14 protein-coding genes are annotated in these 16,291 nt (G+C 36.6%); 9 read left to right on the top strand and 5 right to left on the bottom strand.

The genetic code is table 11. From position 1 onward, the window contains the following. The first annotated feature begins 35 nt into the window (after nucleotides 1-35). The 9 genes from AC59HC_RS20645 to AC59HC_RS20605 all read left to right on the top strand — a co-directional run bounded on the left by AC59HC_RS20645 (nucleotide 36) and on the right by AC59HC_RS20605 (nucleotide 11,183). On the top strand, nucleotides 36-1,529 hold the full coding sequence (locus AC59HC_RS20645; RefSeq protein ID WP_496559267.1) for a DUF8728 domain-containing protein: 1,494 nt from the start codon (nucleotides 36-38) through the stop codon (nucleotides 1,527-1,529). A 95-nt stretch (nucleotides 1,530-1,624) separates the two neighbouring features. After that, nucleotides 1,625-2,152 carry a DUF1697 domain-containing protein gene (locus tag AC59HC_RS20640; RefSeq protein ID WP_395973722.1) on the top strand — a complete coding sequence of 176 codons (528 nt, stop codon included), beginning with the start codon at nucleotides 1,625-1,627 and terminating at the stop codon, nucleotides 2,150-2,152. Between the two features lie 786 nt (nucleotides 2,153-2,938). Further along, a complete protein-coding gene (gene kdsA / locus AC59HC_RS20635; RefSeq protein ID WP_137904945.1) occupies nucleotides 2,939-3,748 on the top strand; it encodes a 3-deoxy-8-phosphooctulonate synthase in 810 nt (269 codons plus the stop codon). 43 nt (nucleotides 3,749-3,791) lie between these two features. Beyond that, the gene (locus AC59HC_RS20630; protein WP_496559266.1) at nucleotides 3,792-6,029 is read left to right on the top strand and encodes a TonB-dependent receptor plug domain-containing protein; all 2,238 of its coding nucleotides are present in this window, start codon (nucleotides 3,792-3,794) and stop codon (nucleotides 6,027-6,029) included. 163 nt (nucleotides 6,030-6,192) lie between these two features. Beyond that, entirely contained in the window at nucleotides 6,193-6,573 is a 381-nt protein-coding gene (locus AC59HC_RS20625) for an HYC_CC_PP family protein (RefSeq protein ID WP_238349628.1), read from the top strand. 119 nt (nucleotides 6,574-6,692) lie between these two features. Next, nucleotides 6,693-7,166: a DUF3347 domain-containing protein gene (locus tag AC59HC_RS20620; protein WP_202840609.1), complete on the top strand. Its 474-nt coding sequence runs from the start codon at nucleotides 6,693-6,695 to the stop codon at nucleotides 7,164-7,166. Between the two features lie 104 nt (nucleotides 7,167-7,270). Further along, a complete protein-coding gene (locus AC59HC_RS20615; RefSeq protein ID WP_496559269.1) occupies nucleotides 7,271-10,039 on the top strand; it encodes a multicopper oxidase domain-containing protein in 2,769 nt (922 codons plus the stop codon). Between the two features lie 27 nt (nucleotides 10,040-10,066). Further along, nucleotides 10,067-10,693, top strand: a complete 627-nt coding sequence (locus tag AC59HC_RS20610; protein WP_411413118.1) for a DUF3347 domain-containing protein — start codon at nucleotides 10,067-10,069, stop codon at nucleotides 10,691-10,693. Between the two features lie 13 nt (nucleotides 10,694-10,706). Further along, entirely contained in the window at nucleotides 10,707-11,183 is a 477-nt protein-coding gene (locus AC59HC_RS20605; protein ID WP_202840605.1) for a heme-binding domain-containing protein, read from the top strand. 549 nt (nucleotides 11,184-11,732) lie between these two features. Here the strand turns inward: AC59HC_RS20605 and AC59HC_RS20600 are convergent. The 5 genes from AC59HC_RS20600 to AC59HC_RS20580 form a co-directional block, all read right to left on the bottom strand. Next, nucleotides 11,733-13,766 (bottom strand): S9 family peptidase, encoded by a 2,034-nt coding sequence (locus tag AC59HC_RS20600; protein ID WP_496559265.1) that lies wholly within the window; start codon nucleotides 13,764-13,766, stop codon nucleotides 11,733-11,735. Nucleotides 13,767-13,787: 21 nt separating this feature from the next. Then, nucleotides 13,788-13,997: an NAD(P)-binding protein gene (locus AC59HC_RS20595; protein WP_228436669.1), complete on the bottom strand. Its 210-nt coding sequence runs from the start codon at nucleotides 13,995-13,997 to the stop codon at nucleotides 13,788-13,790. A gap of 22 nt (nucleotides 13,998-14,019) precedes the next feature. After that, on the bottom strand, nucleotides 14,020-14,520 hold the full coding sequence (locus AC59HC_RS20590; protein WP_202840601.1) for a GNAT family N-acetyltransferase: 501 nt from the start codon (nucleotides 14,518-14,520) through the stop codon (nucleotides 14,020-14,022). A gap of 14 nt (nucleotides 14,521-14,534) precedes the next feature. After that, on the bottom strand, nucleotides 14,535-15,143 hold the full coding sequence (locus tag AC59HC_RS20585) for a hypothetical protein (protein WP_120231317.1): 609 nt from the start codon (nucleotides 15,141-15,143) through the stop codon (nucleotides 14,535-14,537). A 186-nt stretch (nucleotides 15,144-15,329) separates the two neighbouring features. Further along, complete coding sequence (locus tag AC59HC_RS20580) at nucleotides 15,330-16,196, bottom strand: sigma-70 family RNA polymerase sigma factor (RefSeq protein WP_002979276.1); 867 nt, start codon at nucleotides 16,194-16,196, stop codon at nucleotides 15,330-15,332. Nucleotides 16,197-16,291: the final 95 nt, after the last annotated feature.

Here is a 16,291-nt window from a genome sequence, read left to right as displayed (position 1 = left end):
TTTTAAGATTATATTTGTGAAAGTAAAAATACATAATGTCCGAAACACAAAATAACAAATTCCCAATGTATGCCGTCATTGCTACGGTTCTTTTTAAACTTCTTTTTTTATTAACGCACTATATCCAGGAAGATGCGTTTATCACCTGGAGAGTTGCCCAGAATCTATTGGATTATGGAGTAATCGGCTTCAATGGAGATACTAAAATTTCTGCATCTACAACACATCTGTATGTTTTTGTATCCTATATTTTCAATCTTGTTTTTGGAAAAGAAAATTTTATTGAGCCTCTTTTGATTTTTAATTCCATACTGTTTACCATAGGAACTTTATGGCTGTCTAATCTGGTTTTAAAAAATCCATGGCATAAGGCAATCTTTATATTTCTGATCGGTATTTTACCGCCAGCCATTAAAATTTCAATCCTTGGTATGGAATATGGAATTCTGTTTTTTCTGGAGATGGCATTGTTGTACTACGGATTTAACAAAGGGAAAAAATGGGTTGTGACACTTCTTCCCGTTTTAATCATGTTTACCAGAATTGATACCGTCATATTCCTGGGAATTGTATTTCTTGTGGATCTGTTCTGGAACAGAAAAATAAGATGGAATTATATCTTCGGAGGAGCTTTTGGAGTTTTATCAACAGTTGCTTTCAACTGGTTTTACTTTGGTGAACTGGTGAACAATACCATTACCGCAAAAAAATTGCTTTACAGTGAAAATTTTACGATCCAGCAGCATATCGGGTATTTCTTTAAAAGCTTTGGAAATTTCTGGGGAATGCTGAAAGTTCCGGGAGATTTCAATCCGCTGACTATCGTAGTTTTGATTTTTGAATTGCTTTGCTTTATTTATCTGATCAGACAAAGAGAAAAAAGAAACTATTTTTTGTGGATGATTTTTCTTTTCGGATGGGCAAAACAAATCATTTTCATTTCTCAAAAAAGCTTATTCGACTGGTATTACTGGGTGCCGCAGCTTTTACTTTTTGTTCCTGTTCTTATTTTCGTACTGGAACAGAAAGAGAAGAAAAACCTATGGCTTTCATTATTAATTGTATTCTACATTTTTCCGATGTTTGTTTTCCAGACTGTTCACTGTATTGCAACAGGAAACGGAGAGTGGAACTACCGCAGAACGATTGGTACCTTTTTAAATCAATATGAAAAAGATAAAAACCAATGGATTTTATTGGAGCCGGCAGGTTATGTGCCTTATTTTTCAGGATTAAAAACGATTGATGAGGTTGGATTGGTTGATAAACAGATTCAGAAGGAAATTAAAAAAGATAAAACGAATTACTGGATCAACACGGTAAAAAATAGAAAACCGAAATATCTTCTTTCTTATCAGAATTTATATGAAGAAAAGAATGCCAATTCAGAATACTATAAAACCCATTATAAGCTTCTGAAAGAATTCCGTGTCAAAGATCATCTGAATAGTGATCATAAGATTCTGGAAAAAATTTACCATCTGAAACCTTCCGGAACAGACTATAATTTGTACATTAGAATTGATTAAAAGATTGAAATATTTTAGTGAAACAGTTTAAAATAACTCTTTCACTCTAATACTCTCAAACCCTCAAACTCAAAACAAACCTAATACCTGAAAAAATGAAATACTGTGCTTTTCTCCGTGGCGTCAACGTAAAAGGAACCAATATGAAAATGGCGGAAGTCTGCCAGGTTTTTAAAGATGCGGGGATGAAAGACGTAAGTTCAATATTGGCGTCCGGAAATATTGTGTTTTCTTCAGATAAAAATGTGGAGGAGTTAAAGACCATTCTTGAAAAAGCGATGTCTGACCATTTTTCTTACGAAGCTTTTTTGTTTGTGAAAACCCAGGAAGAGATAGAAGTGTTCTGGAACAGCATTCCTTTTGAAAAGAATGAAAGTCTCCATATTTATAGTTTTGTCGGTATTCCGGGCGTGGAAAAAGTTTTGATGGAAGAATTCCAAAAAGCCGCTCAGGCAGAAAATGAAAAAGCAGAAATTATCAATGGTATATTTTACTGGCAGATTCCTAAGGGAAACACCTTAGATTCTACTTTTGGAAAAGTACTGGGTAAAAAAAGCTTAAAAGATCAGTTTACCAGCAGGAATGTGAATACATTTGAAAAGATTTTGAAAAAGATGAATTAAAATACACGAATCATCCTTCGATATAGCTTATCCGGTTATATTATAACATTTATTGGAAATTCAATAGGAACGGGCTTTAGCCCGTTTATCAATAAAAGTAGCAGCCATTGGCTTCAGCCAAAACCTATCTTATAAGTTATAGTTGAGTTTCCCACAGATCTCGCAGATCTACACAGATTCTACCTTTGGAAAAGTACTGGGCAAAAAAAGTCTTAAAGATTAGTTTACCAGCAGGAAGGTGAACAGGCATGAGAAAATTTTAAAAAATTCTAAATAATTATCGCAATGCTTCGACAGGCTCAGCATGACACCGCTAAAAAATAACGTTAAAATAATATGGCTTCGACGTAGGTGCTTGTACATTGATGGTTTATACTTTGTATTATAATTCTTCACAGTAATAAAACAGCTAGTATCAGAGCTGTCATGCTGAGCCTGTCGAAGCATCTATCACTTATCCGGTGCCAATTAACAGTAAGTATTAGGGTTGTCATGCTGAGCTTGTCGAAGCATCTATCACTTATTAATTATCCAGTGCCGATTAACAGCTAGTATTAGAGCTGTCATGCTGAGCCTGTCGAAGCATCTATTACTTATCAATTATCCAGTGCCGATTAACAGTTAGTATGAGAGCTGCCATGCTGAGCCTGTCGAAGCATCCATCAATAAATAATCAGAAATCCAAAAGCCAAAAACTATTGCAGCCATAGCCTGTTAAAGCAATCAAATAATTTCCATTTGTGAAACTTTCTCAGTATTTTTACTGAACTTTTTAATTACAACAAAATGATTCAGTATTTAGATAATATTTCGCACAAAGATTCAAAAAACTTTTTCCTTATTGCCGGACCTTGTATTATTGAAGGGGAAGATATGGCATTAAGAATTGCTGAAAAAGTAATCAGTATTACAGATAAATACAATATTCCCTATATTTTCAAAGGAAGCTTCAAAAAGGCAAACAGAAGCCGTGTAGATTCTTTCACAACCATTGGTGAAGAGAAATCTCTGGAAATTCTTAAAAAAGTGGGAGAGACGTTCAATATTCCTACCACAACAGATATTCATGAGAATGAACATGCAGCACTAGCAGCACAGTATGTGGATGTTTTACAGATTCCTGCATTTCTGGTGCGTCAGACTGATTTATTAGTAGCTGCAGCTAAAACAGGAAAATGTGTGACTTTGAAAAAAGGTCAGTTCCTTTCTCCGGAAGCGATGAAGTTTGCCGTTCAGAAAATTACAGATTCCAACAATCAGAAAGTAGCCATCATTGAAAGAGGAAATTCTTTCGGATATACGGATCTTATCGTGGATTACAGAGGAATTCCTACCATGAGAGAATACGCGCCTGTGATTCTGGACGTTACGCACTCTCTGCAGCAACCTAATCAAAGCTCAGGCGTTACAGGCGGAAGACCGGACCTTATTGAAACCGTTGCCAAAGCAGGAATTGCAGTGGGAGCAGACGGAATTTTCATCGAAACACATCCTACACCGGAAACCGCGTTATCTGATGGTGCCAACATGTTAAGATTAGATTTATTAGAAGATTTGTTACAAAAATTGACAAGAATTAGAGAATCGATTTTGTAATTGTTAAAAAAACATTAATTTTAGAAATTCTAAAACATTTCTTTTGAAAAAACTAGTTTTACCGCTAAGCCTTATGGTCCCTGTATTGTTTTTCTCCCAACAAAGGAAAAAAGATACAGCGACCACTAAAGTAACCGATATAGAGGAAGTTGTCTTCCAGAAAAAAGCAACAGGAAAAACAAACGACCTTACCAACGTAAGAATTTCAGCAAAAGAAGCGAAATCAGTAGCTTCTATAAATGGTGGGATTGAAGGATTGCTTAAAACACTACCTTCCGTAAACTCCAATACCGAGCTGTCCTCACAATATATGGTTCGTGGTGGAAACTATGATGAAAACCTGATCTACATTAATGATATTGAGATCTACAGACCTTTCCTGATCAGAAACTCTCAACAGGAAGGAATGAGTATTATCAACCCGGATATGGTTTCTGCAGTGAATTTCTCTGCGGGAGGATTTGAAGCTAAGTATGGCGATAAAATGTCTTCTGCCTTAAATATCTATTACCGTGAGCCTGAAAAATTTGAAGTTTCAGGAGAGGCAAGCTTAATTGGAGGAAGGCTTACAACAGGTCTGGCTTCAAAAAATAAAAAATTTACTGCTTTATTTTCCGGCAGATACAGAAATACCAACCTTGTTCTTAATACCTTAAAAGAAGATACAGACTTTAATCCAACCTATTGGGATTTCCAGTCTTATCTCAATTATCATGTCAGTGACAAATTCTCCATGTCATTCATCGGATATTATTCCAAGAATGATTATGAGATGATCCCAAGGGCAAAAAGTGTTACTTTCGGAAGTCTTCAGCAGCCTATTACCGTTAATATTGGATATGGAGGTCAGGAAAATGACCAGTATAAAAACATGATGGGAACATTCTCTATGAACTATAAGCCGGCAGATAAGTGGAAGCTTACCCTGGATGCCTTTGCTTATCAGAACAGAGAAAGAGAATATTACACAATACAGTCAGCATACGAGCTTCAGACCTTTGATCCTGTGACGCAGCAGCCTGTCACATCTTTCGATGTTGGAGGGCAGATAGAACATGCAAGAAATGATTTGTTTGTAAGAACATACGGAACACAGTTCAGAGCAAAATTCTCTCCCAATGTCAATACAGACTTTGAGGTCGGATTTAAATATGAAAAAGAAAATCTGAAAGATCTTACTAATGAATGGAAATTGGTAGATTCTGCAGGATACAGTATTCCAAGACCGGAAGTCATTGATCCTAGAACAGGAACTACAGGAGATCTCAAGCTTGCTTATTATATTGCCGGGCAAAATAATATTGAGCCTACAAGACTTTCAGCATACGCACAATATTCACAGAAGTTCTACTGGGGTGCCAGTAAAGTATTTGTGAATGCCGGAGTACGTGTTGCCAACTGGAGTTTCAATAAAGAAACCATATTCTCACCAAGAGCTCAGTTTGCGATCAAACCGGATTGGGACAGCGATATGTTGTTCAAAATTTCAGGAGGAATCTACTATCAGGCTCCTTTCTATAAAGAAATTAAAGATTTAGATGGTAATTTTAACTCTAATATAAAATCGCAGCGTTCTATCCAGGTCATTCTTGCCAATGATTATGAGTTCCAGATGTATGACAGACCATTCAAACTGACAACGGAACTTTATTATAAGAAAATGGATAACCTGATTCCTTATTATATGGATAATGTAAGGATTCGTTATTCCGGGCAAAATAATTCAAAAGGATATGCGTATGGTATCGATACCAGACTATTCGGAGAATTTGTTCCGGGTGTGGATTCATGGTTGTCTGCAAGTTATGCCAGAGTGTATGAAAATATTGATGGAAGAGGAGATATTCCAAGACCTACAGATCAAAGGTTGAGATTTGCTATGTTCTATCAGGATTATATGCCAAGTTTTCCGTCTATGCGTGTGAACCTTACCCTCGTGTACGCTATGGGATTACCTACAGGAGCTCCTGTACTATTCAACAGTAACGGACAGCCGGATTTTGGCTCAGCTTATAATTATCAGCAGACCCTTCCTTCCTATAAAAGGGTAGACTTAGGGTTGACAAAGGTATTTATTGATCCAAAAGAAAAAAATAAGAGATCCGGTTTCTGGGGTAATTTTGAAGAGCTGACATTAGGCGTTCAGGTTTTCAACGCATTTAACATTAACAATACGGTTGCGAACCAATGGATCACAGATTATAACAGCAATTATATGTATCCTGTTCCGGTACGTCTTACAGGGCGTTTCTTTAATGTAAAACTGGAATTTAAACTGTAAAAACAAAAAGGTTGAGGTTGATTTTATCTTAATCTGTCAGAAAATATGTAAAATAAAAGCTTTCAAATTTTTTTGGAAGCTTTTTTATTTACCCGAATTTTATAACAACATTACCAAATTTTATAACAACGGTATCACAGATATTTTTAACTTTGTCTTACCAATGAAAAAGATTCTTGCCATATTGTTTTCTATTTTCTACTTCGGCTTTTCTTCCGGAGCGGCATTTAGCATTCATTATTGCATGAAAGAATTTGTTTCCGTAAGCCAGAAAGTAGATGACATCTGTGGAAAATGCGGCGTTAAAGATAAAAAGGGATGCTGCAAAACAGAGATTAAAATCGTAAAAGTAGACGATTCACAGAAATCAGATTATCTGAATGTGGATTTCTTAAGTGCAGTTTCAGAAATTCCGGTGAAACATCAGTTTCCAGTTGTTGACAAGTCTTTTTCAGCTACGAAATTTACCCAGATCCAGATTAATGCGCCGCCTGAATTCCGGCCGGTCCCTATCTACATCAATCATTGTAATTTTAGAATCTAGAATCCGTCAGTCGTTTCCGGTATAATGAATCATATACCGTTACAGACGACATGTTCTGACGCACTACTGATGCGTTACCCTTATTCTTTATTAAAAAATTAATTCTAAAATTTAAAACAATGAAAAAATATATCATCACAGCAGCCTTATCTTTATTTTCAATCATTTCATTATCAGCACAATCTAAAAAGGATGCTCAGGTTACTAAGCTGTATCAGAACTATATTGCTATTAAATCAGCTTTAGCTTCAGATGATGCTGACACAACTTCAAAAGCAGCAACAGAATTCATTAAAACAGCTTCAGCTATTGATTATAAAGTTGTTTCTGAAGGAAACCTTAATATTCTCAGAAAAGATGCCTCTGCCATTTCTGAAGCAAGAACAGTTGCCGCACAAAGAGAAACTTTTTTCAATCTTTCCGACAATATGATTGCTTTGACCAAAGAGTTCAAACTTTCTGAAAAACCAGTCTACGTTCAATATTGCCCAATGGCAGACGGAAGCTGGCTAAGCGATGAAAAACAAATCGTTAACCCATACTATGGGAAATCTATGCTTTCTTGTGGTAGCGTAAAGTCGGAAATTAACTAATTGTTGTATTATTGTTAAAAACAATAAGTTGCATGGCTTAAATTAGAATTAACTTTAATCCATGCAGCTTCTAAAAAGTTCGAAATATTATGAAAAAACTGATAATGTTTCTGATGCTTTTATTCTCTGTGTTTACTTTCGCACAAACTACAAAAACGTATTATACCTGTCCCATGCACCCGGAAGTGGTGTCATCAAAACCCGGAGACTGCCCGAAATGCGGAATGACTCTCGTGAAAAAAACAGTGGTTATAAAACCCAAAGTAGCAGCAAAACCGAAAGTAAAGCCTACCCCTAAAACAGAGGCTAAAGCAAAACCTGCAGAAACAAAAATAAATAAGAGAAAGGTTGAGAAAAAAGCAGAAGCTAAAAAGGTTAATGATGCTAAATCTCAGACAAAGATTGTATTGCCGGCTAAAACTCAGGATTTAAATCAATCGGAATCTAAAGCTCAGAAACAGGCTCAAACTACGTATACCTGCCCGATGCATCCTGAAATAGTTTCGGACAAACCGGGAAAATGTCCTAAATGCGGGATGGAACTGGTAGAAAAAGAAGATCATTCCCATACACAGGCTGAAAATCCTAAAGAAGAAAAATCTGTTTTAAAACGTAATTCAGAAAATGGAAAGATTACTTTTGGAGGAAAAACAGTTCGTTACGATCTCTATGTAAAAGATACGATTGTCAATTTTACAGGAAAAAACAGAAGAGCAATTGCAATCAATGGTAAACTTCAGGCTCCGACTTTATATTTTACAGAAGGAGATACTGCAGAGATCTACCTGCACAATATGCTTAAGGAAAATACAGGGCTGCATTGGCACGGCGTGATTCTTCCCAATGAACATGATGGTGTTCCATACCTTACCACAAAACCTGTAAAACCTGGGGAAACTCATTTATACAAATTCAGAATTTCTCAGAACGGAACGTACTGGTATCATTCGCATGAAGCCCTTCAGGAACAGATTGGGATGAATGGTATTCTGGTATTTAAAAAAAGAGAAGGTGAGCCGAAAACAACATACAATGCTGAAATTCCGGTATTACTCGGAGATTGGAGTGATGATGATCCGATGCAGATTGCAAGAAGACTTCATATGGCGAATACAGATTGGTATGCTGTAAAGAAAAACGCCGTACAAAGTTACTGGGAAGCTATCAAATCGGGAAATTTCGGGACAAAAGTACTGAATGAATGGAAAAGAATGGAAGCAATGGATGTAAGTGATGTCTATTACGATAAATTCTTAATCAATGGCGCACCAAGTTCAGATTATTCTAATGTAAAAGCGGGTGATAAAGTAAGACTGAGAGTTGCCAATGGAGGTTCCTCTACCTATTTCTGGTTAAATTATGGCGGAGGAAAGATAAAAGTAGTGGGAAATGACGGGAATGATGTGGTACCGATAGAAGTTGACCGTCTGATTGTAGGAGTGTCGGAAACCTATGATATTGAAGTGACCATTCCTGAAAACAAAAGCTTTGAATTCAGAGCGACTTCTGAAGACAGAATAGGACACGCTTCTCTCTGGCTGGGTTCAGGAGAAAAGGTTGAAGCTCCCAACCTTCCAAGGCTGATGCTTTTTGAAGGGATGAAAATGATGAACGGCATGATGGAGATGAGCGGAAATATGAAACCGATGAATATGACGATGGGAAATCAGATGATGGATATGAACGAAGTGATGTACCCTGAATTATCCGAAAGCCAGAGAAAGACTACAGCGAAGCACATCAATGAAATGATGGGTGTGAAGACGAAGGAAGATCAGAAAGAGGATCATTCTCAACATGCCGGAATGGATATGAAGGAAGAGAAAACAATCAAAAGACTGTCTTACAATATTTTGAAATCTCCTGAGAAAACCATTCTTCCCTCAGACAGCATTCGTGAAATGAAATTTACGCTGGAAGGGAATATGAATCATTATCTGTGGACACTGGATAATAAAACCGTAACAGAGACAGATAAAATTCTGATCAAAAAAGGAGAGGTTCTTAGAATCAAGATGTATAATAATTCTATGATGCGTCACCCGATGCACCTTCACGGTCATGATTTCAGATTGATCAATTCAAAAGGAGAATATTCTCCACTGAAAAATGTTGTGGATATCATGCCAATGGAAACCGTAACGATAGAATTTGCTGCGAATCAGGATGGAGACTGGTTTTTCCACTGTCACATTTTATACCATATGATGGCAGGAATGGGAAGAATCTTCAGTTATGAAAACTCAAAGCCCAATCCGCAGCTTCCCAACAGGAAATTAGCCTGGAAAAATTTCATACAGGATAATAAAATGACCAGTTCTATGGCGATGCTGGATGTAGCTAGCAATAGAATCCATGCAGAAACGATGACGATGTTCGGGCCTAGATGGGCTAACCTGAATGAGTTTCATTCCAACTGGAACTTTGATCATTTCGAAGGAAGTGCGAAAGTGGGACGTTTTTTAGGTAAATTCCAGTGGGCGCTTCCTTATGCCGGAATCAGAGTTCAAAAGAATCATGAGATCATGGAAAGACAGATGGCAGAAGATATGGGAACGGATTTTCACGGTAAAAAGACCTGGTTCGGGCAGCAGAAAGCCTCCAAGAATAAGTTTACATTCATGGTGGGTATGCAGTATGTGCTGCCAATGCTCATCACTGCTGACGCAAGTGTTGATCAAAACGGAAAAGTGTTATTGGAACTTAGCCGAGAAGATATACCACTTTCCAGAAGACTGAGAGGAAATTTCTCTGTCAATTCAGACGGTGAGTTTTCAACCGGAGTGAGATATATCGTTCAGAAATGGCTGTCTCTTTCAGGAAATTATGATAACGAACTGGGCTGGGGCGCAGGTGTCACTTTAACATATTAATTTTTTAACCCTATTATTTAAGAAACAATGAAAAATATAATAACCGTATTGTTTGTAGGAGCTACATTATATTCTTGTAATAAACCCGATCATAAAATAGCTGAAAACAAGGCCGCAGAACCGGAAATCAAAACAATAGAAACAACTGAGGCTGGCGAAACTTCAAGTCAGGAGCTAAAAGAAAATCCGGAAAATAAAAAAGAAGCAGAGGAGCTTTCACCTTTTCCGATTCAGCAAGTTATCAAAGGTTACCTTCCTCTAAAAAATGCCCTTGCTCAGGATGATTCTAAAAAAGCTTCCGATGCGGCTAAAAACCTGTTTTCCATCTTAAAGAAAATAGACATCAGTACAACCGATGCAAAAAACAATTCTGAGTTGCGTGATATTATAGAAAGTGCAGCAGAGAACGCAGAACATATAGGTAAAAAATCTGATGATATAGCTCATCAGAGAGAACATCTGTTTTCCCTGAGTAATGATATCACCGATTTAATAAAAGAACAGGGAACCGGCGGTTTAAAATTATACCAGGATTTCTGTCCTATGTACAATAATGGAAAAGGTGGAACCTGGATCAGCGAGTCGGAGGAGATTGTCAATCCATATGAGGGACAGAAAATGATTAACTGTGGCTCTGTAAAAAAAGTATTTTAAAATGTAAAAAGAAATGAACCGGCACATTAAAAGCATATTTTTAGGGTTTGTTCTCATTTTTTTACTTATTCAGATTATTCAGCCTGCCCGTAATATTGATTACGGGCAGGTTCCTTCAACAGATATTTCAAAGGTTTATAAAGTTCCCGAGAATGTACAATCTGTTTTAAGGCAATCTTGTTATGACTGTCACAGCAATTCTACGCATTATCCGTTCTATTCCTATATACAGCCTTTAAGTTATTATCTTGAAAAGCATATTAAAAAAGGAAAAGAGGAATTGAATTTTAATGAATGGGGTAGCTACAGTCAACGTAAGCAGGCCAATAAATTAGAATCTGTTGCTAATCAGATCCAACAGAAAAAAATGCCGCTTACGTCTTATACTTATCTACATCCGAAAGCTGTGCTTTCTGAAAGTCAGGTAAAAGAAATGGTCCGCTGGATAGAGTTGGTGCAGACTGAAAATAATAAAGCCAATAAGAATTAAAAAGATAAAAGCCATTCTGAAACGAATGGCTTTGTTTGTGGATACAAAAACTTTATTCAGAAGCTCCTGCAGTTCAAATAGATGTTAGTTATTGGCAAACTGTATGTAAACGCAAAGAATAGATAATTGCAATGCTTAATTTTAGAGGGCAAAGAGTTGCGACTTTGTCGTTGATGAAGCTTTAAATAATACATTCGCTTAAAAAGAATCAATGAAATTGATTCCGGCTTTGCTCCCTTAAAATTTTACTATTCAAAAGTGAAGCCTTTGCGTGGTAAGTTTGTAATAAATCAGAAAGATTTAATTTTAAGAATAGTAAATCTTTTAAGAGTAATAAATTGAGCTAATTGGTTTTTAACTAGCTTTTCAATTTTTTCTTTTTCTTTTACATTCATAATAGTATTTTTTATTATGAATTACTCAAATGTAATGTGTTGGTTTTATGGAATTGATGGGTATAATTTTTATAAGAAAAATGTTAATAATTTAGCTAAAAGCAAAAGCCACCTCATTTTCACGAGATGGTTTTATGTAATATATAAGATGCTTTTATTTAGAAGCTCCCACGGCTTTTTCAGTCTTTGCTGGTGTATAAGTAACTTTTGAAATATCAACCGTCATTTCCTTCAGACGTTTTGCCACATTTTCAGGCATTTCTTTCTGATATCTTCCTCCGATAACTTCAGCAAGGAATTTTTCGGTTTCAGCATACATCGCCATGCTGTTTACAGGTTTACGGAATCCATGACCTTCATCATCAGCAAGAATGTAGTTTACCTTTTTACCTTTATCACGAAGAGCAATGACAATCTGATCTGCTTCAGCCTGCTTTACTCTTGGATCATTAGCTCCCTGAACAATCAATAATGGTTTATTGATTTTATCTACACTGAATAGTGGGCTTGCATCATGCATACGTTTTTTACCTTCCTCCGTTTTTGGATCACCTACCATCCCATAAAGGAATGCACGGGCAGATTCCCAATAAGCAGGAACAGAATCCAGTAATGTAAATAAGTTACTTGGTCCTACGATATCTACTCCCGCAGCATATACATCCGGAGTGAAAGCCAGCCCGGCCAGCGTTGCATAGCCTCCATAGCTTCCTCCCATGATCACCACTTTGTTTTTATCTGCAATTCCCTGATCGATCAGATATTTTACGCCCCAGGTAATGTCATCCTGCATCAGTTTTCCCCACTGAAGATCTCCGCCATTCTGGAACTTTTTACCATATCCGCCACTTGCTCTGAAGTTAGGCTGAAGCACAGCATATCCTCTGTTGGCTAAAAACTGTACGGTTGAGTTATATCCCCAATAATCTCTTGGACCTTTCGGGCCTCCGTGTACTAAAACCACAACAGGAACATTCTTTCCAGAAGAACCTACAGGTAAAGTCAGGTAAGCCGGAATTTCAAGTCCGTCACTACTTTTATAGCTGATAGGAGTCATTGCTGCCAGATACTTTTCAACTTTTTTCAGTTCTGTTCTTGGCGTATACTGGAATATCAGCTGTTTTGTCTTGGCATCGAAGAAATAAGCTTCTGAAGCATATTTATCTCCTCCTACGGAAACAAGGAACTTAGAATAATCATTGGTAGAACTTGCAAAACCAACCTCTCTTCCATGGAATTTACTTTGCAGGAATTTGTAGTTAGCTTCCCAGGCTTTATCTTTCCAGTAATATTCTGTTTTATCTCCGGTATAAGAAGTGTAGATCATTTTTCTTGTATTTCTGTCCAGGAACAGTCCTCCGAAATCTACTTTATCTTTAGGATCACTTTCTATTTTTGTAATCTGTTTTGTTTTCGGATCCATCAGGAATAGTGTAGATTTATCAAGATCTCCTTTATTGGTTACCAAATAAAACTTAGAATTGTCTTCGTTCCAGTTGGAGATATAAGCACTTTCCGTAACCAGTGTTTCATAAATAGGAGTCAGTTTATCACCTTCTTTATAAAAAAACTGTGTCGTTCCTTTATCATCCGTTTTGGAAAGAACCCTTAATTTTTCATCCCAGTCAAATTCATAGCTGGTGATACGGTCTCTATTTTCGTAAATCTTTTTCAGTTCTCCTGTAGAAATTTTCACCGAATACAGATCATGCCATGCTTTATCGCGGTTATTCAATCCAATCATCAGCAAATCGGGATCTTTTCTGCTTGCCATGTAGATACTTGCAGTAACGTCTTTAAGCGGTGTAATATTTCTTGATTCCGGAACTCCTTTTGTTACTTTTGCCATAGGATCTACTGCAAAAATATTCATGTTTTCATCCCCGTTATTATCTTTTACATACAGAATATATTTTCCGTCTTCTGTCCAGAAATATCCATTCAACGGGCGTTTGCTGTTTGTTAAAGGACGTGCTTTTTCAAAAGGCTCATCAATTTTTTTTACCCAGATATTCATAATCCCTTCATATTCTTTTGTAAAGGAAATCCATTTCCCATCGGGACTCAGTTGTCCTCCGGAAATTTCCGGGTTACCAAAGAATAAAGCTCTGTCCAGTACCGGGACTTCCTGAGCTTGTGCCGTATGAACTCCTATGAGCAGGAGCAATACATAAAAAATTTTTTTCATGTTGTTAATTTTTAGTTGTTATTAATAAATTGTTGATGATTTTTTAATTTTTTCCTTTAAACCTAATTTATCGAATATCTGCATTGCATTGACGGCCATCATAATTCCTGCTCCTACCGGTTTTATTTCAGGCGCAGATTCATAGATCGTGAAATCATACTGATGCTGTTTCAGTACATTTCCGAGGATAAGTCCTCCGATTCCGGCTCCGATAATAGAAATGGTGCTCATAAGTTAGGACCTGAATTTTAATTTATAAACTTAAAATATAACTCTCCGACACTTTTTTGAAACCGTACTTACTGAAAAAGTTGTGAGCGCCATGATTGTTGACTCCACTTTCTAATAAGATAAAACTGATGTTCCAGCTTTTAGATTCATGAATAGCTTTCTCCAGCAGTTTACTTCCAAGAGACTGGCCTCTCACTGACTGATCCAGAAGCATATCTTCCAGAATAGCATACTTTTTAAAAGGACTGTTGATGACGTTGAAAACCATCATGCCGACTATTTCTCCATTTTCATTTTCTGCAACCAGAATATTCAGTTTGGAACTGCCATCGGAATTAAAATCGGTGATCAGCTGTTCTGTCAGGATCAGTTCAAGATCAGGATTCCAGTGGTGTGAGTCTATGGCTCTGCCGGACATCATTTCGCCATGAGAAATATAAGCATCTGTTTTATGCGTAATAAAAAAGTCTACAAGTTCTTTTACGCGGCTTTTATCGGTAAGCCATTGGGTCGTATATTTCATAAGGTGTTATAATTTTATTTCAGATTTTTCAGCTCTTCCAGCAGTTTATTCTGCTTATTGATAAATTGATTGAGACTGTCTGTTTTCAGAGGATGGGCCTTTTGATATTTTTCAATTTCAGGAAGTGTTTTTCTGATTTTGAATACAAGGTATTGATCATGAAGTGTGGTCCTGTTTGCTTTTATTTTGGCGATGAGGTCTCTGATCGTCTGTGTTTTTACATCATATTTTTCAGCGCTTGCTTTTATCTCTTTTTCAATTTGTTTCTTGGTAATGGAATCTGTAATGGAACCGGATAATACAGTCGCATCATTATAGTATGTTTCCGATTTTTGAATAACATCATCATATTCCGAAATGGAGGTTTCCGTTTCCTTTTGAATATTTTCTATTCTTAAGTCAAGATCCTGTAAAGTTTTATCATTTTTTATAAGCTCCAGATAGATTTCCTGAACAAGATTTCCTTCACGTGAGGAGTATCTGGTATTTTTTTTAATAGCACCGGAAACTGAAGATTCAGCATTGTCAACTGCATTTTCTACCACAGGAGCGTGCTGCGATTTGTTTTCACTGCAGGAAAATAGAGACAAGGCAAGGATAGAAGCGAAAAGTATTTTTTTCATAGTATGTTTTGTTTTAGTTGAAAATCAGCATCATATTCAAAGCTATTAAAGTTAATCATTTCAATGCTAACGCAAGTGGATTAAAGGATATGATTTTAATTAGTTGAATAAACTTTGAAAAATGTTACATCCATAAAAAAACGGAGCCTGAAAACAGACTCCGCCTATAAAATTTTTACGCTAAAATTATTTACCCAGGTAAGATTTAAGGATCTTGCTTCTGGTATTGTGTTTTAGTCTCTTAATTGCTTTTTCTTTGATCTGACGAACTCTCTCTCTTGTAAGATCGAAAGTTTCACCAATTTCCTCTAAAGTCATTGGGTGTTTTCCGTTCAGTCCGAAGTATAATCTTACTAAATCAGCCTCTCTTGGCGTCAAAGTATTCAATGCTCTTTCAATCTCAATTTGTAAAGATTCAAGCATCAGATCTTTATCAGGACTTGGAGATTCTCCTGAACGTAATACATCATAAAGATTAGAATCTTCACCTTCTACCAAAGGCGCATCCATAGACAGGTGTCTTCCGGAGTTTTTCATAGATTCTTTGATATCTTCCTCGCTCATGTCAAGAACTTCAGCCAATTCTTCCGGAGAAGGTGGTCTTTCATTTTCCTGTTCAAGGTGAGCGTATGCTTTATTGATTTTGTTGATAGATCCAATCTTGTTCAATGGTAATCTTACAATTCTTGACTGTTCAGCCAATGCCTGTAAAATTGATTGACGGATCCACCATACTGCATAAGAGATAAATTTGAAACCTCTAGTTTCATCGTACCTTTTTGCCGCTTTCATTAATCCTAAGTTACCTTCATTGATCAAATCGGGTAAAGAAAGACCCTGATTTTGGTATTGCTTAGATACAGATACTACGAAACGAAGGTTGGCTTTGATTAATTTCTCAAGTGCGGCTCTGTCGCCGGCACGTATTCTTTGTGCCAATTCTACTTCCTCGTCCGCAGTAATCAGTTCCACTTTACCAATTTCCTGCAAATACTTGTCTAATGAAGCAGTTTCCCTGTTGGTAACCTGCTTAGTGATTTTTAATTGTCTCATTTATTTTTTCCTCAAAAAAGAGTTACTATAATATATACGTATGAAAAGGTAAAAAGGTTACACAGGATTTAATATTTTTGTGCAAAGTATACTAT

Source organism: Chryseobacterium sp. DZ-32 (genome assembly GCF_059587025.1).
Note: the sequence above shows the minus strand (reverse complement) of the source record. Positions and strands in the feature narration are given on the sequence as shown.